At 51.0% G+C, this 20,174-nt stretch carries 25 protein-coding genes; 18 read left to right on the top strand and 7 right to left on the bottom strand.

Annotation, left to right across the window (positions count from 1 at the left end; translation table 11 throughout):
- Window positions 1–187: 187 nt before the first annotated feature.
- The gene (gene arcA / locus ACN28R_RS22715) at window positions 188–904 is read left to right on the top strand and encodes a two-component system response regulator ArcA (protein WP_048637421.1); all 717 of its coding nucleotides are present in this window, start codon (window positions 188–190) and stop codon (window positions 902–904) included.
- 88 nt (window positions 905–992) lie between these two features.
- On the opposite strand, the gene creA is transcribed toward arcA, so the two are convergent.
- On the bottom strand, window positions 993–1,460 hold the full coding sequence (creA, locus tag ACN28R_RS22710; protein ID WP_048637420.1) for a protein CreA: 468 nt from the start codon (window positions 1,458–1,460) through the stop codon (window positions 993–995).
- Window positions 1,461–1,705: 245 nt separating this feature from the next.
- Here creA and robA point away from each other — a divergent pair, with 245 nt between their 5' ends.
- A complete protein-coding gene (gene robA, locus ACN28R_RS22705) occupies window positions 1,706–2,578 on the top strand; it encodes an MDR efflux pump AcrAB transcriptional activator RobA (protein WP_048637419.1) in 873 nt (290 codons plus the stop codon).
- A gap of 8 nt (window positions 2,579–2,586) precedes the next feature.
- Here robA and gpmB read toward each other — a convergent pair whose 3' ends face one another.
- Complete coding sequence (gene gpmB, locus ACN28R_RS22700) at window positions 2,587–3,237, bottom strand: 2,3-diphosphoglycerate-dependent phosphoglycerate mutase GpmB (protein WP_095835558.1); 651 nt, start codon at window positions 3,235–3,237, stop codon at window positions 2,587–2,589.
- Between the two features lie 52 nt (window positions 3,238–3,289).
- Between gpmB and yjjX the strand changes: the two genes are divergently transcribed.
- Window positions 3,290–3,826, top strand: coding sequence for an inosine/xanthosine triphosphatase (gene yjjX, locus ACN28R_RS22695; protein ID WP_048637417.1), 537 nt, complete (start codon window positions 3,290–3,292; stop codon window positions 3,824–3,826).
- Here the strand turns inward: yjjX and trpR are convergent.
- Together trpR and sltY are read right to left on the bottom strand one after the other, a co-directional pair.
- Complete coding sequence (trpR, locus tag ACN28R_RS22690; protein ID WP_095835557.1) at window positions 3,823–4,170, bottom strand: trp operon repressor; 348 nt, start codon at window positions 4,168–4,170, stop codon at window positions 3,823–3,825. The two genes, yjjX and trpR, sit on opposite strands and share 4 nt — an antisense overlap.
- 70 nt (window positions 4,171–4,240) lie before the next feature.
- A complete protein-coding gene (gene sltY / locus ACN28R_RS22685; protein WP_048637415.1) occupies window positions 4,241–6,169 on the bottom strand; it encodes a murein transglycosylase in 1,929 nt (642 codons plus the stop codon).
- Window positions 6,170–6,616: 447 nt separating this feature from the next.
- Between sltY and ettA the strand changes: the two genes are divergently transcribed.
- Together ettA and ACN28R_RS22675 are read left to right on the top strand one after the other, a co-directional pair.
- Window positions 6,617–8,284 (top strand): energy-dependent translational throttle protein EttA, encoded by a 1,668-nt coding sequence (gene ettA / locus ACN28R_RS22680; RefSeq protein WP_095835556.1) that lies wholly within the window; start codon window positions 6,617–6,619, stop codon window positions 8,282–8,284.
- Between the two features lie 181 nt (window positions 8,285–8,465).
- Complete coding sequence (locus ACN28R_RS22675; protein ID WP_095835555.1) at window positions 8,466–9,467, top strand: zinc-binding alcohol dehydrogenase family protein; 1,002 nt, start codon at window positions 8,466–8,468, stop codon at window positions 9,465–9,467.
- Window positions 9,468–9,508: 41 nt separating this feature from the next.
- Here the strand turns inward: ACN28R_RS22675 and serA are convergent, their stop codons facing one another.
- The 3 genes from serA to ACN28R_RS22660 form a co-directional block, all read right to left on the bottom strand.
- Window positions 9,509–10,741 (bottom strand): phosphoglycerate dehydrogenase, encoded by a 1,233-nt coding sequence (serA, locus tag ACN28R_RS22670; RefSeq protein WP_095835554.1) that lies wholly within the window; start codon window positions 10,739–10,741, stop codon window positions 9,509–9,511.
- A 298-nt stretch (window positions 10,742–11,039) separates the two neighbouring features.
- Window positions 11,040–11,696: a ribose-5-phosphate isomerase RpiA gene (gene rpiA, locus ACN28R_RS22665; protein ID WP_048639791.1), complete on the bottom strand. Its 657-nt coding sequence runs from the start codon at window positions 11,694–11,696 to the stop codon at window positions 11,040–11,042.
- 454 nt (window positions 11,697–12,150) lie between these two features.
- On the bottom strand, window positions 12,151–12,963 hold the full coding sequence (locus ACN28R_RS22660) for a S24 family peptidase (RefSeq protein WP_220701762.1): 813 nt from the start codon (window positions 12,961–12,963) through the stop codon (window positions 12,151–12,153).
- Between the two features lie 117 nt (window positions 12,964–13,080).
- Between ACN28R_RS22660 and ACN28R_RS22655 the strand changes: the two genes are divergently transcribed.
- The 13 genes from ACN28R_RS22655 to ACN28R_RS22595 all read left to right on the top strand — a co-directional run bounded on the left by ACN28R_RS22655 (window position 13,081) and on the right by ACN28R_RS22595 (window position 20,154).
- Complete coding sequence (locus ACN28R_RS22655; protein WP_183096789.1) at window positions 13,081–13,353, top strand: helix-turn-helix domain-containing protein; 273 nt, start codon at window positions 13,081–13,083, stop codon at window positions 13,351–13,353.
- Complete coding sequence (locus ACN28R_RS22650; RefSeq protein WP_095835553.1) at window positions 13,350–15,341, top strand: transposase domain-containing protein; 1,992 nt, start codon at window positions 13,350–13,352, stop codon at window positions 15,339–15,341. Before ACN28R_RS22655 ends, ACN28R_RS22650 begins: the two co-directional genes overlap by 4 nt.
- Window positions 15,342–15,353: 12 nt before the next feature.
- Window positions 15,354–16,310 (top strand): AAA family ATPase, encoded by a 957-nt coding sequence (locus ACN28R_RS22645; protein WP_095835552.1) that lies wholly within the window; start codon window positions 15,354–15,356, stop codon window positions 16,308–16,310.
- Entirely contained in the window at window positions 16,307–16,504 is a 198-nt protein-coding gene (locus ACN28R_RS22640; protein WP_095835551.1) for a hypothetical protein, read from the top strand. Before ACN28R_RS22645 ends, ACN28R_RS22640 begins: the two co-directional genes overlap by 4 nt.
- Window positions 16,505–16,509: 5 nt before the next feature.
- Entirely contained in the window at window positions 16,510–16,761 is a 252-nt protein-coding gene (locus ACN28R_RS22635; protein WP_145957990.1) for a host nuclease inhibitor protein, read from the top strand.
- Between the two features lies 1 nt (window position 16,762).
- Complete coding sequence (locus ACN28R_RS22630; protein WP_095835550.1) at window positions 16,763–16,999, top strand: hypothetical protein; 237 nt, start codon at window positions 16,763–16,765, stop codon at window positions 16,997–16,999.
- Between the two features lie 15 nt (window positions 17,000–17,014).
- The gene (locus ACN28R_RS22625; protein ID WP_095835549.1) at window positions 17,015–17,290 is read left to right on the top strand and encodes a host nuclease inhibitor protein; all 276 of its coding nucleotides are present in this window, start codon (window positions 17,015–17,017) and stop codon (window positions 17,288–17,290) included.
- Window positions 17,283–17,897, top strand: coding sequence for a DUF3164 family protein (locus ACN28R_RS22620; RefSeq protein ID WP_095835548.1), 615 nt, complete (start codon window positions 17,283–17,285; stop codon window positions 17,895–17,897). The genes ACN28R_RS22625 and ACN28R_RS22620 overlap by 8 nt, the downstream gene beginning before the upstream one ends.
- Window positions 17,898–17,899: 2 nt before the next feature.
- Entirely contained in the window at window positions 17,900–18,094 is a 195-nt protein-coding gene (locus ACN28R_RS22615; RefSeq protein WP_095835547.1) for a hypothetical protein, read from the top strand.
- A gap of 86 nt (window positions 18,095–18,180) precedes the next feature.
- A complete protein-coding gene (locus ACN28R_RS22610; protein ID WP_095835546.1) occupies window positions 18,181–18,711 on the top strand; it encodes a gp16 family protein in 531 nt (176 codons plus the stop codon).
- On the top strand, window positions 18,708–19,238 hold the full coding sequence (locus tag ACN28R_RS22605; protein WP_095835545.1) for a hypothetical protein: 531 nt from the start codon (window positions 18,708–18,710) through the stop codon (window positions 19,236–19,238). The genes ACN28R_RS22610 and ACN28R_RS22605 overlap by 4 nt, the downstream gene beginning before the upstream one ends.
- Window positions 19,228–19,623 carry a Mor transcription activator family protein gene (locus ACN28R_RS22600; RefSeq protein ID WP_095835544.1) on the top strand — a complete coding sequence of 132 codons (396 nt, stop codon included), beginning with the start codon at window positions 19,228–19,230 and terminating at the stop codon, window positions 19,621–19,623. The genes ACN28R_RS22605 and ACN28R_RS22600 overlap by 11 nt, the downstream gene beginning before the upstream one ends.
- 9 nt (window positions 19,624–19,632) lie before the next feature.
- Entirely contained in the window at window positions 19,633–20,154 is a 522-nt protein-coding gene (locus tag ACN28R_RS22595; RefSeq protein WP_095835543.1) for a hypothetical protein, read from the top strand.
- Window positions 20,155–20,174 lie beyond the last annotated feature (20 nt).

The following is a 20,174-nucleotide window of genomic DNA, read 5'->3' as shown; positions in this document are numbered from 1 at the left end:
GTTAACCACGCCGCTATCATCTGTCCGCCGTATCTTTTGGCAGGTGAAATGTGCACCAGGAACGAATTTACGTACTTTAGTCCGTGTTGCTTGAGATGGTGAGTTTTATCTTTAAAACTCCAATGATAACAGCGACTTCTGTACTTTCGATATTTATAATTTTAGTTGGCAATTTTAGGTAGCAAACATGCAGACGCCTCACATTCTTATTGTTGAAGACGAGTTGGTAACTCGCAATACCCTCAAAAGTATTTTTGAGGCGGAAGGATACATCGTTCACGAAGCCACCGATGGCGCAGAAATGCACCATATTTTGTCTGAGAATGACATCAACCTGGTGATTATGGACATTAATCTGCCAGGCAAAAATGGCTTGCTGTTGGCCCGTGAATTACGCGAACAAGCCAGCGTAGCCCTGATGTTCCTCACCGGTCGTGACAACGAAGTAGATAAAATACTGGGGCTGGAAATTGGTGCTGATGACTACATCACCAAACCATTCAACCCTCGTGAATTGACGATCCGTGCCCGCAACCTGCTGTCCCGCACCATGAATCTCGGCGGCGGCACGGAAGAGCGCCGGTTGGTTGAAAGCTATCGGTTTAATGGCTGGGAACTGGATATCAACAGCCGCTCGCTGATTAGCCCCGCAGGCGAACAATACAAACTGCCGCGTAGTGAATTCCGCGCCATGCTGCATTTCTGCGAGAATCCGGGCAAGATCCAATCCCGCGCGGAACTGTTGAAAAAAATGACCGGCCGCGAGCTGAAGCCTCACGATCGTACGGTTGACGTTACCATTCGCCGAATCCGCAAACACTTTGAGTCCACGGCGGATACGCCCGAAATCATCGCCACCATTCATGGCGAAGGTTACCGTTTCTGCGGCGATCTGGAAGAATGATCCCATTGCCGAAGCGGATATTCTCTGCTTCGGCCCTTTCCTTTCCCGCCGGCCGATCGTTTTCAGTTTTATTTTCCACCGTGGCTCTTCACCATGGCATCACGGGTACGGCGCTCAGCGCGTTTTTCGGCGAGCCGTCAACCAGTCGATCGGAGTAGGTCAAATAGACCAACGCATTGCGTTTCCGATCGTAAAACCGCACTACCTGTAATTTTTTAAACACTAATGACGTACGTTTTTGAAAGACGACCTCTCCCGAATCGCCGCCGTTTTTTATTTTATCGGTAAGTTCTATCGGCCCGACCTGCTGGCAGGAAATCGCCGCATCCGCCGTGTCTTCCGCCAGCCCTAATCCGCCTTTTATACCCCCGGTCTTCGCCCGGCTAAGATAACAGGTCACGTTTTTGACCTCGGGATCATCAAACGCTTCCACGACGATTTTGTGGTCCGGTCCCAATAGCTTAAACACGGTATCGACTGAACCGATCTGTTCGGCTTGAACAGAACCCCAGGACAACATCAGCAGGCCTGCAACCACTACCAACTTTTTATTCATATTTCCGTTTCTCAGATTGTGCATCATCAATTATCAACACCCATTTATACCCAGTAAACGCCAAGATACAGGAAGGCAAACAGAAGCGATCCCGCGCACTTGTAAGACTTGGTAACCGGCAGGGAGACAAACATTTAAACAGCCGTCGACCGCCGTCAAAATCTTAAGCAGTGCCAATGTAAAAAAATTGCTATGATGCTGCTATCTATACGCTTAGCGCTCAGTGTGTTTTATGAGGAAGATCTATGGATCAAGCCAGTATAATACGTGATTTACTTAACTGGCTGGAAAGTCATCTCGACCAGCCTTTATCACTTGATAATGTCGCGGCAAAAGCAGGCTATTCAAAATGGCATTTACAGAGAATGTTCAAAGATGTGACCGGACATGCCATTGGGTCATATATTCGCGCACGCCGGTTAACCAAAGCCGCCGTGGCGCTATGCCTGACCGGCAGACCGATCCTGGATATTGCCTTGCAATATCGATTCGATTCTCAGCAGACCTTCACTCGGGCTTTTAAAAAGCAGTTTGCGCAAACACCGGCATCCTATCGCCGATCCGATAACTGGAACACCTTCGGCATTCATCCACCGATCCGACTGGGTGAATTCACGCTGCCGCAGCCGCAATTTATCACGCTGCCGGACATGCCGCTGCTTGGCGTAACACAAGAGTACAAATGCAGCCTGGAGCAGATTTGTAACTTTCGTACGGAAATTCGCATTCACTACTGGCGTCAATATCTCGCCAACACCAACGCTATTCCGCCGCTCTTGTACGGCCTGCATCACGCCCATCCCAACAAAGATAAGGATGATGAGCACCACGTTCTGTACACCACGGCGCTGGAGCCTCGGCATGTTCCCGAAGGCATCTATCCGGGAGAGCCTATCACCCTGCCCGGAGGAGATTACGCCCTGTTTATTTACAACGGGCCGCCGGACGGCTTACAGGATTTTATCATTACGCTGTATGACACCTGTTTACCCACGTTACAGCTTGTTCGACGCAAAGGATACGATGCAGAACGTTTTCAACCCCAGCGTTCATCCAAGGACAACGATGACGTGCCTGAAACGATCCTCTGTGAATACCTTATTCCTATCCAACGTTAAGCGGATGTTCAGCGCTGTATTTCATCCAGAGCCGGAGTATCCAGATGCGAAATATCTCCGGCTGTCTCAACAACCCACCCGGAAGCCAACCATGGGCTTTGCTGATAATCAATGCGCGACAAGGAGCAGTTGCGCAAACGCAGGCGGCGCTCCGCCCAGGCGGGCAAACCGAGTATCGTGCTGAGCAGACATCCCAGCGCCATACCATGGCTGACCAATAGCGGGCGACTGCCTTCAGGCAACGCCAGGCAACGCTCCAACACGCCATGCATGCGTTTCGCCATTTCCGCCATTGACTCCCCTTCAGGGATCCGCCCGTTAGGCGTGCCATCCACCATCTGTTTACGCCACCCCTCTTCTTCCACGCTCAACGAATCAATATGACGAGTCTCCAAAACCCCCATATTCAGCTCGCGTAAACCCGGTTCAATGATTATCTGACAGTCACCGCACGCCTGAGCGATAATGTCTGTGGTTTGGCGGGTTCGCCCTAAATCACTGGTTAAGATATGCGTGATGCCCGCGTTTTTCATGCGTTGCGCAACCTGATGCGCCTGATGTTCACCCCGAGGCGTCAGGGCACTGTCGGAGTGCCCTTGAATTCGCCGCGCCACATTCCACTCCGTCTCGCCGTGGCGAACAAGATATACCTGTAACATGGTTGTTTTCCGTTATACTGCGTCAAATTAACTAAAAGAGTATAAAACCGTTATGTATCACGTTGTAGCCGCTACCACCAACCCGGCAAAAATTGAAGCAATAACTTTGGCGTTCACAGACGTCTTTGGTGCAGACAACTGCCGCATAGAAGGCGTTGACGTCGACAGCGGCGTTCCACGTCAGCCGCTTGGCTCGGTTGAAACCCGTACCGGAGCCAGAAACCGGGTAATGATGGCCCGCCAGGTGCGCCCGGAAGCTAATTTTTGGGTCGGTGTTGAAGCAGGAATAGAAGAACACATGACATTCGCCTGGATGGTGATTGAAAACCCCCACCAGCGCGGCGAATCTCGTTCTGCCAGCCTGGTTCTGCCGGAAAGTATATTACAAGGTATCCGTGAGGGAAGAGAATTAGGCGATGAAATGGCGCGACTGACCGGAATTCAGAATATTAAACACCAAGGCGGCGCAATAGGCGTGTTCACTAATGGGAAACTATCGCGCACCAGCGTTTATCATCAGGCTCTGCTATTGGCGCTCGTCCCTTTCCATAATCCAATCTATCAGACGCCGGTGCAGATAATAAATTAACCCTCTTTTTTGGAGGCTTCATCTACGGAGAGTAATTGCGCCTCCAGCCACTTTCTCAGCGCGGGTGGTGCGGACTTCAGGCTATTGGAGCCGCGGGTGATGGTAGCGATCCCCACGCCAAGTTCATTTTTCAATTCACGCTGACTCATTTCGCCGCGTAACAACTCCTGGATAATACGTACCCGAGTGGCCAGTGCGGTACGTTCATCGGCTGTCAGCAGCAGTTGCAATAACGGCAGGTGGAGCTCTTCATTCATTGACTGCTGAAGCAAAGTCACAAAGCTTAACCAGTCATTATTTCCTTGCTCGGAGAGCGCGGGATCGGTAAGAGATAACGAATTCATAACAGGCTGCCATACTATTTAACTAGTACGGCAGCATAACACAAGTTGTGAAGAATGATCGCACGGAGGCTTAATAGCGCCGCTGCCACTCCTCATCGGTCAGCACCTTGTCGGGCTGATGCAGAAAGTGGCGGTAGAAAACGTCATAAGCCAGAACATTTTTCACGTAACCACGCGTCTCAGAGAACGGGATGCTTTCAATAAACGCCACTGGATCAATACGTCCCGCGCTATATCTCAACCAGGTATTGACCCGGGCGGGGCCGGCATTATAGGCCGCGGAGGCCAAAATACGGTTGCGGCCGAACGTTTGATAAACATACTCCAGATAGCTGGTGCCCAGAAGGATGTTGGTTTGCGGATCAAAGAGTTGGCTGCTGTTGCTGTATGCCGTGATATTACTCATCTGTGCGGTATGCTGCGCCGTCGCCGGCATCAATTGCATCAGCCCCGAGGCGCCGACCGGAGAGCGAGCCTGCGGATTCCAGGCGCTTTCCTGACGGGCTATCGCCATCGCATAACTCTGGCTAATACCTTTATCCTGCGTGGCGCGCAGGAATTCGTCGTTCCAGGCCAAGGGGAAACGCTCCTCTAAATGATCCCACAGCTTGGCGACGATGGTCGCCTGAACGCTTAAATCCGGCCAGCGCTGTTCAAACGCATAGCGGGCCAGAGCCTCCTGCTGCGGCGCGCTGCTGTTGGCTACCAGCCCAACCCATTCTCTGAGCGCCAGATTGTCCATCTGCCAGAACATCAGCTCCTGAACTCGCGCGATTTCCGGCAGTTGCGATAACGCGCGATCCGGCCTGACGGCGCGCTTTATCATGATTGGATAGGGTTGGTTCAGCTTTTGTGCCGCCACCATGGGATAAAAGCCGCGTTCAGACATCAATTCGCGCAGCAACGCCTCGCCTTCCTGGCGTTTGCCCTGATCCAGCAGCAACATGGCCCGCCAATAGCGCCACTCATCTTTCTGCTGAACGTCTGTCGGCAATCGCGCCATCCAGGTCGTCAACTCCTGTCGATCCCCCTTACCCAGCGCCATTCTCACCCGCCGCTCCAACAAGGTTGTCGAGGTGCTGCGCTGCGCCACGTTATCACGCCATATCGCCTGTTCCGGCGTAGCATCGTTGCCCATCAGACGCCAGGCGATGACTTCCTCCATCGTTTGTCGTTCCGTCGCGCTCATTTTTTGCAAACGCGCCACCACAGGCAGCATGGAACGGGCATTATCAACGTCCTGACGGGCCACGCGGCTAAAGGCCGCCAGCGTCACCTTGCGGGTAAAATCGGTCGGCCCTATCGTACGAGCGAAACTTTCGAGCGTTTCCGGATTGTTTTGCAAATTCACCAACGCATCGCTGATAGTTTTGTAATCGTCGGGAAGCTGCTTGACCAGATAAGCCACCAATCCGCTATTGCCCTCGTTGATGGCCAGGCGGATCCGCTCCAATGTCGTCAACGGCGTCTGTTCGCCCGCCTGTTTCCAGACAGTAAAAAGTTTGTCGCAGGCGGCCGGCAGTGAACGTCCCGTCAGCCAGATATTCCGGGTCGCTTCCCAGACCTCTTGACGCTGTCCGGTCACCCATTGCGCGTAATAAAAATTACAGCGCGCCGTTACCGGCTTCGGCGGCTGCGGGCTGAAAGCCAATAATCCCGACCAATCCTGACGACGCGCCAGCTCGTTGACAAAACTGGTATTCAGATTTTGCGCCGGCGGCAAGGTAGGGTGCGTTGCAATAAACTGTTTAACCTGCGAAGCGCTGACCTGACTCAGATCCTGCGTCAGCGAACGGTACTCAAGATAAGGGTAAAGCGGATAGTTACGCAGCGTCGGCATAATCTGCGCCACTGCATCCAACTGATTATTATCCCATGCCTGCTTAACCTGCTGATAGCGCTGACGCTGTTCGTCCAGAGAATCCGCCAATACATGGCTTGAAGCTCCCACCAAACATACTGCCGCAATGACGTACCACCAATGACCCGCTTTGACCATAACCCGCGTTAACCTCGTCCGTTATCGATGCAGATATCATACAATCTAAAATTTCAATATACCCAATAGGTTTCGCGTTGCAGGAAGGCGGCAAGAGAAAGATGAAGGGTATACCACAAAACCGCTCGTGCAACACATCAGGCAAGCTCATCATGAACTTGTTTACTGGCGTTAAGTGTGGCACATCACATAAGACTACGACACGCCAATCGGAAGAGAATGCCAAACCAAACTCACTTTTTTTATGTCAGCGCCCTTTTTCGCATACGGGCAACAGCAAATAGCCGGATGGCTGGGATCAAACACGGAAACCAGCTACACTCCGGGATCAGAATGATCGATCCGCTGTTTTCCCTCAGCGGCAATAAGCCCAACGTGCCTACCACCGCGTGGCGCATAAACGATTATGTCAATAACAACACAGACTGAAAGAGGCGAAGTCGCAACGTGGCTCAATATGTTTACACCATGCATCGCGTCGGCAAAATTGTTCCGCCGAAGCGTCACATTTTAAAAAACATCTCCCTCAGCTTTTTCCCCGGCGCCAAGATTGGCGTACTGGGCCTGAACGGAGCCGGTAAATCCACCCTGCTGCGCATCATGGCCGGCATTGATAAAGACATTGAAGGCGAAGCCCGCCCGCAGCCGGGCATCAAAATCGGCTACCTGCCGCAGGAACCCCAACTGAAGCCGGAGCACACCGTCCGCGAATCAGTTGAAGAAGCGGTGGCCGAAGTCGTCACGGCGCTGAAACGGCTTGACGAAGTGTATGCGCTTTACGCCGAACCCGATGCCGATTTCGACAAACTGGCCGCCGAGCAGGGCAAACTGGAAGAGATCATCCAGGCCCATGACGGCCATAACCTGAACAACCAGCTGGAGCGCGCGGCGGACGCCCTGCGCCTACCGGATTGGGATGCCAAGGTCGCCACCCTCTCCGGCGGTGAACGTCGCCGCGTCGCACTGTGCCGTCTGCTGTTGGAAAAACCGGACATGTTGCTGCTTGATGAACCAACCAACCACCTGGATGCCGAATCCGTGGCCTGGCTGGAACGTTTCCTGCACGATTTCGAAGGCACCGTGGTCGCCATCACCCACGACCGTTATTTCCTTGATAACGTGGCGGGCTGGATCCTGGAACTGGACCGTGGCGAAGGCATTCCCTGGGAAGGCAACTATTCTTCCTGGCTGGAGCAGAAAGATCAGCGCCTGGCGCAGGAAGCCTCTGCCGAAGCGGCGCGCCGTAAATCCATCGAGAAAGAGCTGGAGTGGGTTCGTCAGGGGACCAAAGGCCGTCAGTCCAAAGGCAAGGCGCGTCTGGCCCGCTTTGAAGAGCTTAACAACACGGAATACCAGAAACGCAACGAAACCAACGAACTGTTTATTCCGCCCGGTCCGCGCCTCGGCGATAAGGTCATTGAAGTCGCTAACCTGAGCAAATCCTATGGCGATCGCCAGTTGATCGACGGCCTGTCCTTCTCCGTACCGAAAGGGGCGATTGTCGGGATCATCGGCCCGAACGGCGCGGGTAAATCAACCCTGTTCCGTATGATGTCCGGTCAGGAACAGCCCGATTCAGGCACCATCACGCTGGGCGATACCGTGCAGTTGGCCTCCGTCGATCAGTTCCGCGACAGTATGGACAACAGCAAAACCGTGTGGGAAGAGGTGTCCGGCGGGCAGGATATCATGCGTATCGGCAACACCGAGATGCCAAGCCGCGCCTATGTGGGCCGTTTCAACTTCAAAGGGGTCGATCAAGGCAAACGCGTGGGCGAACTGTCCGGCGGCGAGCGTGGCCGTCTGCATCTGGCTAAGCTGCTGCAAGTGGGAGGCAACGTTCTGCTGCTTGATGAACCGACCAACGACCTGGATATCGAAACGCTGCGCGCCCTGGAAAACGCCCTGCTGGAGTTCCCCGGCTGCGCCATGGTCATTTCCCATGACCGCTGGTTCCTGGACCGCATCGCCACCCACATTCTGGATTACCAGGATGAGGGCAAAGTGGAATTCTTTGAAGGCAACTTCACCGAGTACGAAGAGTACAAAAAACGGACGCTCGGTGCCGACGCGCTTGAACCGCATCGCATCAAATACAAAAAGATGTCCAAGTAACGCCGAACGGGCCCGCCAACGCGGGCCGATTCACATGTCCGGGCCAGGTCGATATCAGTCCGAAAACCAGCTCAATCACCTCGCCAACCACGACTGTTTATCTTATCAATCCCATGACGCCGTTCTACACTGTGTACAAGAAAGAAGACATCTACGGCAATAAACAACAAGAGGCGCCAACATGACCGTTCATGCAATAGCTGTTGATCCCCAACATCCTGAAAATTTCATCAGCATCACGCCGGAGATCCCTGAGCCAGGTGAATATGATCTTCTGGTTGAGGTGAAGGCCGTTTCCGTTAACCCGGTAGATACCAAAGTACACGCCGGCCTGTGCAAAAATGGTTTACATCAGCCGCGCATCCTCGGCTGGGACGCCAGCGGCGTAGTGCTGAAAACCGGCAGCGCCGTCAGCAATTTCAACGTGGGCGACGAAGTATGGTATGCCGGCGACATTACCCGCCCCGGCAGTAATAGCACGCAGCAGTTGATCGACGCCCGCATCGTGGCGCATAAGCCATCATCGCTGGATTGGCCGCAGGCAGCGGCATTGCCGCTCACCTCGCTTACCGCGTGGGAAGGTCTGTTTGAGCATTTGAAAATCCAGCAGGCCGATAGCGAAAAAACACTGCTGATCATCGGCGGGGCCGGCGGCGTCGGTTCACTGGCGATTTCGCTGGCCGCCTTGCGCAGCCCGGTAAAAATCATTGCCACCGCATCGCAGCCCGATTCGGCGCAATGGTGCCGTCAGCGGGGCGCGCACCTGGTCGTGGATTACCGTAATCTGGTTGAAGCGCTGAAAAAAGAAGGTATCAGCCAGGTGGATTACATTTTCTGCCTGAATGATACCGACGGTCATTGGGAGGCAATCAGCAAGCTGATCGCCCCGCTGGGACACGTTTGCACTATCGTGGAAAATCAGCATCCGCTCGATCAAGATACCCTGAAGCTTAAAAGCGCCGCCCTACATTGGGAGTTTATGTTTACCCGCAGTATGTTTACCACGCCCGATATCGCTCAGCAGGGTAAAATTCTGCAGCAGGTCGCGCAGTTGGTCGATGCGGGAGAGTTACAGGGAACGGCGAGTGAAATCTTGCAGGGACTGAGCGTCGAGACGCTACGGCAGGCTCATCATAAAGTGCTGGCAGGCCACATGCGCGGCAAGGTGGTTATCGCTTTCTGATGGAAAACACCAGCCCCGAACAGGGGCTGGTTAACGCGATATCAGTACAACAAGCGGGCACGGATGGTGCCTGGGATCGCCTTCATCAGTTGCAGCGCCGTATGCGCGCCGTCAGTTTCAACATCAATAACCACATAACCAATCTCAGCGGACGTCTGCAGATACTGCGCCGCAATATTGATACCCTGTTCGGCAAAAATGTGGTTAATCTGAGTCAATACGCCCGGACGGTTTTCGTGAATGTGCAGCAGGCGGCTGGCACGTTCACTATGGGTCGGCAGCGAAACTTCGGGGAAGTTGACCGCAGACAACGTGGAACCATTGTCCGAGTATTTAACCAGTTTCCCGGCGACTTCATCACCGATATTTTCCTGAGCTTCCTGCGTTGACCCACCGATATGCGGCGTCAAAAGCACGTTATCAAATTCGCATAGCGGAGACTGGAACGGCTCGCTGTTGGATGCCGGCTCTTTGGGGAAAACGTCAATCGCCGCGCCGACGATATGTTTGCTGGACAGCGCATCGCACAGCGCGGGAATATCCACCACCGTACCGCGTGACGCGTTGATCAGGATTGAACCCGGCTTCATCAGCGCCAGCTCTTCCGCGCCCATCATATTCTGGGTGTTATCCGTTTCCGGAACATGCAGGCTGACCACATCACTCATGTTCAACAGATCGGAAAGATGACGAACCTGTTGCGCATTTCCCAGCGGCAGCTTGCTTTCGATATCGTAGAAATAAACGTGCATCCCCACGCTTTCAGCCAGGATGCCCAACTGAGTACCGATATGGCCGTAACCAATGATGCCCAGCTTCTTGCCGCGAGCCTCATAGGAACCGGCGGCCAGTTTGTTCCAAACGCCGCGGTGCGCCCTGGCATTCGCAGCCGGAATACCGCGCAGCATAAGCAGCATTTCACCGAGCACCATTTCGGCTACGGAACGAGTGTTGGAAAAAGGCGCATTGAATACCGGAATACCGCGTTTTGTCGCGGACGGTAACTCAACCTGATTCGTACCGATACAAAAACAACCGACCGCAATCAACTTTTCAGCGGCGGCAAAAACTTCTTCTGTCAGATGTGTACGAGAACGAATACCAATGAAATGGGCATCACGGATGGATTCTTTCAACGCTTCCGGTTCCAATGCGCCTTTATGGTATTCAATATTGGTGTAACCGGCGGCACGCAGATTGTCCAACGCGCTCTGATGCACACCTTCAACTAACAGAAACTTAATTTTATCTTTTTCTAGTGATACCTTTGCCATTTCCCGACCTTATTTTCAGACTTCAGATACGACCGTTTGCTAAACAGTCTCTGTCAACATAACAAAAATTACGCGGTCAGCAATACAAACGATTGCCTACCCCATATTGCGCGTTAGCGACGCACGCAAAATTTCTGGCAAAAAATGTTGCCAAACAGACCCATCGCCATATTGACGATATAAAAAATAAGAAAAAGTGATATTAAGTACCAAAAATGAGCTGTTAACAGTTCAAGGAATTTTACACGAAAAATTTTCAGGCGCGGCAATCGGCGCGCGCCCGGGACTAACGATAACCTTACTTGACCGTTTTCACGCCTTCCGGCGTTCCCACCAGCGCGACATCCGCGCCGCGGTTGGCAAACAGCCCTACGGTCACGACACCGGCAATGCCATTGATATGGTTCTCGACGGCTACCGCATCCATAATGTTCAAATTGTGGACATCGAGAATAATATTGCCGTTATCAGTGATTACCCCCTGGCGATATTCCGGTTGTCCGCCCATTTTCGCCAGCTCGCGGGCAACGTAAGATCGGGCCATCGGAATAACCTCAACCGGCAGCGGAAACCTGCCCAGCACATCAACCTGTTTTGACGCATCAACAATGCAAATGAATTGACGGGCGATGGCGGCAATGATTTTTTCACGGGTCAGCGCCGCGCCGCCGCCTTTTATCATTTGCATATGCCCGTTTATTTCATCCGCGCCATCGACATAAACATCCAGCGAGTCCACCTCGTTGCAGTCAAAAACCGCGATGCCCAGGCTTTTCAGTTTTGCCGTAGAGGCATCGGAACTGGATACCGCACCTTGAATCTGGTGCTTGATCGAACCCAGCGCATCGATAAAATGAGCGGCTGTCGAGCCAGTCCCTACCCCAACAATGGTATCGGGACGAACATAGTCAAGCGCCGCCCAGCCAACTGCTTTCTTCAGTTCATCTTGTGTCATAGTCTGTTCCAGCCGGTAGATACGAAAGAACGAAAATATGAGGATATTATATACCCAATAGGCGCTAGCGCCCATTGTTACGCGGCGGCCGGGACGCCACTTTCATTCCAGCGCGGTCAGCGCGGCGATAAGATGGGCATGGCCCTGGTTATTGATGGCGGGGAAGTGTTGTAAAAAGGCACGGCGGCATGATCCATGCCGTTCGTTCAGGGAGCAAAATAGCGGGTGTTATGGGTCAGTAAGAATGAAAAAGAGAAATAAGGGAATTGGCGGAATTTTTCGGGAACTCGCGGGATCCGGTAAGCCGCTTGGCTCAAGGGGTTAACGAAAACATAGCCCGATTATAGCGGGAAAAATCAGGGAAAAGAGAAAATGAGAAAAAAATGCGGAGCTGGAAAATTGTTCGTTTAGTTTGATAAATCCAGTAATCCGCTTTTGCGAGTTTAAACCGCGTTTAAATCCCTACATCTTTTGAAATGTGAACCACCTGGCCTATCACTTCAAAGTTTGCCATATCCTCACGTTTGATCTCGATAGGAGGATAAACAGCTTTGTTGTCGCTAATCAGTAACCATGCCCCAGGTTGAACCTGTACGCGCTTAGCCCATAACGTATCATCTTGTCGGATGACGTAGATATGTCCGTCTACAGGCTTTGTTAGCGCTGTGTTCACTACTAGCGTGTCATTGTTGGAAATTGTCGGTTCCATCGAATCGCCTTTCGCCCATACCAGCAACAAGTCTTTTTCATTAAACCCTCGGTAGGATAACCACTTGCGGCGAAACGCCAGATGACGGCAAGGCTGGCGTTCATCCAATGCTGACGTCCCATTACCCGTTGAAACCTGGACATCATACCCCGGTATTAATGCGAACTCATCTAAAAAATCAGTAAGCGAATATTCAACATGTTTTTGATAATTATTATCTTTTCCCGCTGAATAATTTACATCATTCTCTTTGCACTCGCCGTGGGATGACTCCTTGCTCAACAAGTATTGAATAGTTTGCAGCGGTAAGACTGATGCGTGATATACCGTCGCTTTCGTCCCTTCCTTTCTCCTTTTCAACGATGGCTTATCAGCCGTTGCCTTACTTAATAGGTCACGTGCCCTACGGGCAGTCGTAGGTACATCTGGTAATCCAGCTATATCGGAAGCACTAACCCACGGATTCTTTAATTTCTCGCTGAGATTCACCTCGGGCGTCCTTTTGCTGTCACCAAAAAGGGACGCGACGTCCTTTTCAATGTCTATCGTCTTTTTCACAGCTTGATCCTTGTCATGTACGGGATGAAAACCAAATAAACAAAAAGACGAAACGGACGTTTTTGGGTTGACATGCGTCCCTTTTGTCCCTATCGTCTTATTACTAGGTTTTATGATATGGAGTTATTACTAGTGATTAACTTAATAGCATCGCAGAAAAATCTTTCAGATGGAAGTGATTGGCATAGGGCTGACGTCCTTTCCGCTCTTAAAAAGCGTGGAACGTCTCTAGCCCAGGTGTCCAGAAGTGCCGGTTTAAACTCTAGAACGCTGGGTAATGCGTTTTATCGTCCGTATCCCAAAGCGGAACAGTTGATTGCGGAGGCGCTTGGTGTCCAGCCTGAAGAAATTTGGCCCAGCCGCTATCTCAGAAAACTGAAGGCGGGATGATAATCATGGAATGGTTTAGCGCTAATGAATTAGCTGGTATGGCTGGTATGCCATCAACGGCCAGAAGAACCAGAGATACTTTGGAACGTTTGGTTAAGTCCAATCCTGAGTTGTGCCGGAAACGTGAAGGTACTAAGGCTCTGGAATATCATTTTAGCTGCCTACCATCCTATACCCGCGCCGCCGTTATGAAGCATTCGGGTGTGGTAAACATAGGTGGCCATTCCTATGAAATAAAAAAAGTTAATGAGGACACATATTGCCGCGAAGTCCTTTGGCATCGTTGGGAGTCCGCAACTGAGAAGCAACGTCAGGCTGCGCAGAAGAAAACCGAAGCGGTAATGGCCGTGGCGGCGTTGATCGACACTAACGTAGATGTTGTTACCGCGTTCGATGCTGTTGCCGAAACGCATGATGCATCAGTTGCTTCCGTGCGTCGCTGGTACTACACCGCGCGTAAGTTTGCGCGTGAAGACTGGGTTGCGTCGCTATTGGGGCAGTATGGCCATAACATCGAAACCCGCCGTAAGAAAGAAGCAGATTGCGATCCGAAGGCGTGGGACTTCTTTCTAGCTGATTATCTGCGCCCGGAACGTCCAGCGCTTAGAACGGTATATGCACGTCTGGAAGACGCTGCAAAAGCCAACGCCTGGGTGATTCCAAGCCTGTCGTCTATGCGCCGCAAGCTAGAGCGCGAAATACCGGTTGAACAGCGGGTGCTGTTGCGTGAGGGCGAACACGCCGCCATGCGTCTCTTTCCTTGTCAGGAACGTACCGTTGCCGATATTGCCGCCATGGAATGGGTGAACGGCGATGGTTATCAGCATAACGTGTTTGTGAAATGGTTTAACGGTGAAGTTTTGCGGCCAAAAACATGGATTTGGCAGGATATTCGTACCCGAAAGATTCTGGCATGGCGTACAGACGTCAGCGAAAACAGCGATTCGATCCGCCTGTCTCTGTCTGACATGATTGAACGCTATGGCATTCCACGCCAGCTCACAATCGATAACACGATGGCGGCGGCAAACAAATGGACAACGGGCGGCGTTCCTAACCGCTACCGCTTCAAAGTTAAAGATGATGACCCGAAAGGTATCATCCCGCTGCTTGGCATTGAGTTGCATTGGACTAGCGTGATGTTTGGGCGCGGCCATGGCCAGGCGAAACCGGTTGAACGTGCGTTCTCACACGGCGGCCTGGGTGAAGCGGTTGATAAGCATCCGCTGTTGGCCGGGGCGCATACCGGGCCGAACCCGATGGATAAGCCAGATAATTATGGTGACCGGGTGGTCGATGCCGATGTTTTCCTGAAAGCGTTAGCCGAGGGGATCGCGTTCTGGAATCGTCGCCCGAACCGTAATACCGAGATCTGCCGGGGCATGATGTCGTTTGATGACGCATTTGAAGAAAGCTATCAACAAGCGACTATCCGCAAAGCCACGCCGGAACAGCGCCGTTTGCTGCTGTTGCCTGCCGAAGCGGTACGCATCAGTGAATCCGGTACGTTTGTGATGGAAGCGGGCGGCAAGGTTCAGGCGCGTAAAAACCGTTACTTTAACGAGCGTTTACTGGGCCTTAAACCGAATAAAGTCGTGGTGCGTTTCGACCCGCAAAACCTGCATCAAAGCGTTCTTTGCTACACGCTCGATGGCCGTTTTATTTGTGAAGCAACCTGTATTGAGAAAACCGGCTTTGGGGATACCCAGGCGGCGCGTGAGCATAAACGTAATCGTACCCAATTTGTTAAACGTACCAAAGAGGCCGCGCAAGCTGCCCGCCGCATGTCGGCGCTGGAAGCGGCCGAGCTTATGCCGGATACCGTTCCGCCAGCGCCGCCAGAATCGCGGGTGGTGGAAATTCTGCGCCCTGCCGGTAATACCATGCAGCGCCATTTAGTAGAGGAAGAGATTGACGAGGAATCAGAAGAAGCCTTTGGCAATGCTGTAAGCCAGTTATACACCGATTTTCAAAAGAACCATATTTAACGGAGAAGCAGAATGACTAACGTAATTGATTTAGACCAACAGCAAGAAACTATTAATACCGTTCGCGCAGCGGTACGTAATGCCGTTGATAATTCCGATATTAATTATGCCGCCGTCGCGCGTGAAATCGGGGTTTCAAATAGCCAGCTTTCACAATTTGTTAATGATGCCTACCGTGGGGATAATAACTCACTGGCTGGGAAACTCGCTGTATGGCTTGATAACCGCTCGCGCCGCACCAATGAAATGCCAACCGCGCCGGACTTTATTGCTACACGCACGGTTAAACAAATCTGGAATGCGTTGCAATACGCGCAGCTTGCGCAGTGCATCACCGTTATTTACGGCAATTCAGGCGTGGGTAAAACGCGCGCCCTGCAACAGTTCGCTACTGAACGTCCCAACGTCTGGCTGATTACGGTTTCCCCGTCCCGCGCCAGTCTGAGCGAATGCCTGTATGAGCTGGCGTTAGAGTTGGGGATCGGCGATGCGCCGCGCCGTTCCGGCCAGTTAGGCCGCGCTATTCGCCGTAAACTGCGCGGTACGAACGGTATTGTGATTGTTGATGAAGCCGATCACCTTGATTATTCCGTCTTAGAAGAGCTGCGGATTTTGCAGGAAGAGACCGGCGTTGGTCTGGCGTTGGTTGGTAACCATCAGGTTTACGGGAAATTAACCGGTGGTAATAGCCGCAATATGGATTTTGCCCGCTTATTTAGCCGTATCGCTAAAAAGGTTTCCATTCTAAAAACCAAAAAGGCCGATGTAGACGCTATTGCCGATGCATGGAGTTTAAATAAAAACGCAGAGCGTGAGTTAATTCATGCGTTATCAGAGAAACCCGGCGCATTAAGAACGATATCCCACACCCTGCGCCTGGCCGCGATGTTCGCGCATGGTAAAAACGAGCCGTTATCCGAATGCCATATTCGTGCCGCTATTAAAGATTTAGAGGGGCTTTCATCATGATCAACCCGACAAAACTGGTTAATACGCTCGGCTGGCTGCAACGCCGCAATATTGAAATCAAGCATGTCAATGTCAGCCGTTCGCGGCCCATCGTTGAAGTGTTTGCGCCCGACGCCGATTTGATGCGCAAAGCGCACCATTATCATGTGGTTTCGGCGGCAACGATCCAGGACTGCATTATCTATTGGAGATAAACAACGTGTTAATTGCCTATGCCTGGGCAAGCGGTGTTATTGAGTTTGGGAAGAACGTACCTGATTACGCAACATTAATTTTAGCGGGGGAACCCAATAAATTACGTCAAGCAGTAAATAGCCACGCCAGAAAGTTAAATAGCGGTGTGTTATTGGTTCCGGGTATGGCTGAATCCGATAACAGGCATTCGGCCTATAGCGAACTGTACTGTTTCTCTAAACAAGTGAAACAAACTTATAAATGTAATGGGGGTTAGGATGGCTAATAAACAAGTGCAAGTTATGAAGTTGAATATGATTGTCACATCCACGCCGGAAGGTATGGCCACAAGTATCGATATTGAAGGTGATTCAGTATTTCATGATTTTATCCACAAATATAAGGAACTGCTGGAAGGATTTCATACTCATGCAGTCGATATTTGTGTTGATCATGCCAATACACAGAATTTAATCGAAATCCCGATTAACCAAAAACCGCGTTATTTGAATTAATGCAAGGGGAAATAAATGAAATTAATTGCATACGCCTGGGCCAGCGGTTTAATTGAGTTTGGGAAAACATTGCCTGATGGCGCGTTACCTGTAATTCGTGGTCAAGATAGCGCTGTGCGTGAAGCTATTGATGTGATTGCGCGTCATTCTCGTGTCAATGACGATTTGCTTGTTCCAGGCATTCCAGAATCAGATAGCCAGCATGAAGCCTGTGATGCCTTAATCCGTTTTACCAGCCGCGTAAAAGAAACGTATGACCGTATTGTCTCCAGAGGAAACGACCATGAATAAAGAAACTATACCGGCAGGCTACCGCCTGAATTCCCTTGGCCATCTGGTGCCGGAGGACTTAATCAAGCCCATCGATAAGCTGCGTGACGACGTTGTGCTGAATATCGTTAATAAGGCGAAGGAACAGCGTAAGGCAATGGCTGAATTCAAGATTGAGTCCATGGCCGAAATCGCCGACTTTGTTGATCTGTCTGCCAGTGAGTACGGCGTTGAATACGGCGGAGCTAAAGGGAACGTGCTGTTGAGCAGCTTTGACGGCCATTATCAGGTGCGCCGCGCGGTTGGCGATCATCGTGTTTTTGATGAGCGCATCCAGGCAGCAAAAAAGATTCTGGATGATTTGGTTATTCGCTGGGGAGCCGATGCCGACCCTAAAATAAAAGCGATCATCAACCATGCTTTCCGCGTGAACAAACAAGGTCGGATTGATGTTAATCAGGTGCTTAGCTTGCGCCAGATTGATATCGACGATCCAGAATGGCAATCCGCTATGTCTGCTATCGCTGACTCTATCCAGGTGTCCGGCACCAGCCAGTACCTGCGCATTTATGAGCGCAAACAGGATGGTCAGTATCAGCAAATCAACCTCGATATTGCGAAGGTGTGACGATGAACGCAAAAGAGTTTAACCGGAAATATTCTATCGGTTCGCGTTTTATCTATCTTATCGGCCCGGCTGAATTGGGCGGTAAGGTAGTAAGAACCAAAGATGTTGCGCGGGATTTTGAAAAGTCCGGGGCAATTGTGGAAATTAGTCTGGCTCCTTTTTTTGTGAAATTGTCTTCACTAAAACCGACAGATTAATTAACCCAATATATTCATTCTGATTTATATGGCGTAAACCCGTCGGTATCGGCTTACGCCAAAATCAATGTATTACGAGGTGAACTATGGATAAGCCGCAATTAATCAGGCTGATTCACGTCGCAAAAGGAACGCTGAAAATTGACGATGAAACTTACCGGGCGTTGTTAGCCAATATTGCCAATGGTAAAACAAGTTGCAGCGAAATGAACCACAAGGAATTAGAAAGTGTTTATTCCGCGTTGCGTGAAAAAGGGTTTAAACGCAGTTTTAAAAAGACGCCAGCGAAAGTTAAAACGGCTGAAATAGCGAAAATCCGCGCCATCTGGATCACCATGCACCGGCACGGTTTTGTTAAAAATGGCGATGATGCGGCGCTTAATGCTTATGTAAAACGTATGACAGCATCGTTAAATAACGGCCACGGTGTTGATGAATTGGGTTGGCTGAATCCATCGTTAGCTACCCGCGTTCTCGAATCAATCAAGCAATGGCATATACGGTTGATGCTTAAATCCATGCTTCTTGATCGGTTAGGTTTTGTTATTAATCCGAGTAACGGTAAAGCATCGCGGGACTACAGCGTTATTGTGAATTTGTATGAGGCTCGCCGATGAAAATTGCACGTTGCCCTGTTTGCCATTCCGATCTGCATCTTGACGCCATTCTGGAAGATGATGCCGCGCGGGATCTGCTAACCGTATTAACTAAATTACCCGGCGGCGCGGCCAAAGCCATGGTGGCGTATATCGGTCTGTTCCGCCCGGAGAAGTCGAACTTGTCTAACTCTCGCGCCGTAAAGCTGGTTAATGAAGTGCTGGAACAACACCAGCCCGGCCGCGTACTGACCCACGCATTGAGCGAAACCGTCGAACGGATCCGGGCCAAGCGCAACAACGGGGACAGAAAACCGCTCAGCAATCACAGTTATTTACGTGAGGTCTATCGCACGTCAGAACAATTGTTTGCCCAGGGCAGCAATGTCGCGGCACGGGAGAAGGATGCGAACAGTCGAGTTATAGACCAGGAAAAAAGCCGGGATGATTACTTATCGCATATGCATAGCCTTGGCCAGGATGTTGCGAAACTGCCGGGCGGCATAGAGTGGCTGGAACGTAACGGAGGCGCTAAAAATGGCGGATAATCTGGATATGTTTGATGATAAACAGGATGATAGTATTCTCGATCATCTTGATGAAGATGACGGCGAACGCTCCCGTTTCCCGACATTGCTGGCTGAACTGAATGCGTTGCTGCGCCTTGAACTGGAACGGCTGGGTTGTGACCCGCGCTACTCGCTGGAACTTGTGGTTGCCATTAGCAAGCAGATCGGCGGTATGCAAGTCTATTTTCCGCGCGGCCAGGTGCTTGAATTCCTGGTTAGAGATATGAAAATCTGGCGGGATTTTGACGGCCACAATGTGCCGGAACTGGTTGAACGCTACCAAGTTACCTATAAAACGGTGTATAAAGCTATCAAACGGATGCGAAAACTTGAGCATCGCAAACACCAGATGCCACTTTTTTAAGGATATAAAATGCGGAAAATACTTCTTGGGCTATTGCTTTTCGTATCGTTTTCAGCCTTGGCCGCTCCCCCGTCCGTCAAAGAAGATGCTAAAGCATTGTTGGAACGATACGCGCGAGTAGATTCTGTTGACTGGTATAATAAAGGCGATACAGCCTTTGCTGAAAATGATGGGTTTATCGGTGTTTATCGACATATAAAAACGTCTGTAAGGGATAATGAAGTTAACATCAAGATGCAATATGTATCTGGGCCTAAATACCCGGACAGTGATGAGTTTAGCCGAATCACTACGGACGTGTGCTTATTAGTTATATCTGAATTGATACACCCGAAACCCCAAAATGATGAACCAGTATCATGGGATGATGATTCAGATCCAGTAGATGCTAAAGATGACCCATTCAATTTTATGCGTGAAAGTAATCTTGATAAGGTTCATAACGAAAAATTTGAAAAGGTTATTGATGGCTGGAAGGTTAGCATTTACCGAGTAGTCATGTTAACAACCTGTTCCGCCAAAAAGGTTTAAACACCCATTTCCAATGAAGC

Origin of the sequence: Brenneria goodwinii (genome assembly GCF_002291445.1) — a bacterium.
Classification (GTDB): Bacteria; Pseudomonadota; Gammaproteobacteria; order Enterobacterales; family Enterobacteriaceae; genus Brenneria; species Brenneria goodwinii.
This window is presented reverse-complemented; position numbering and strand designations above follow the sequence as displayed.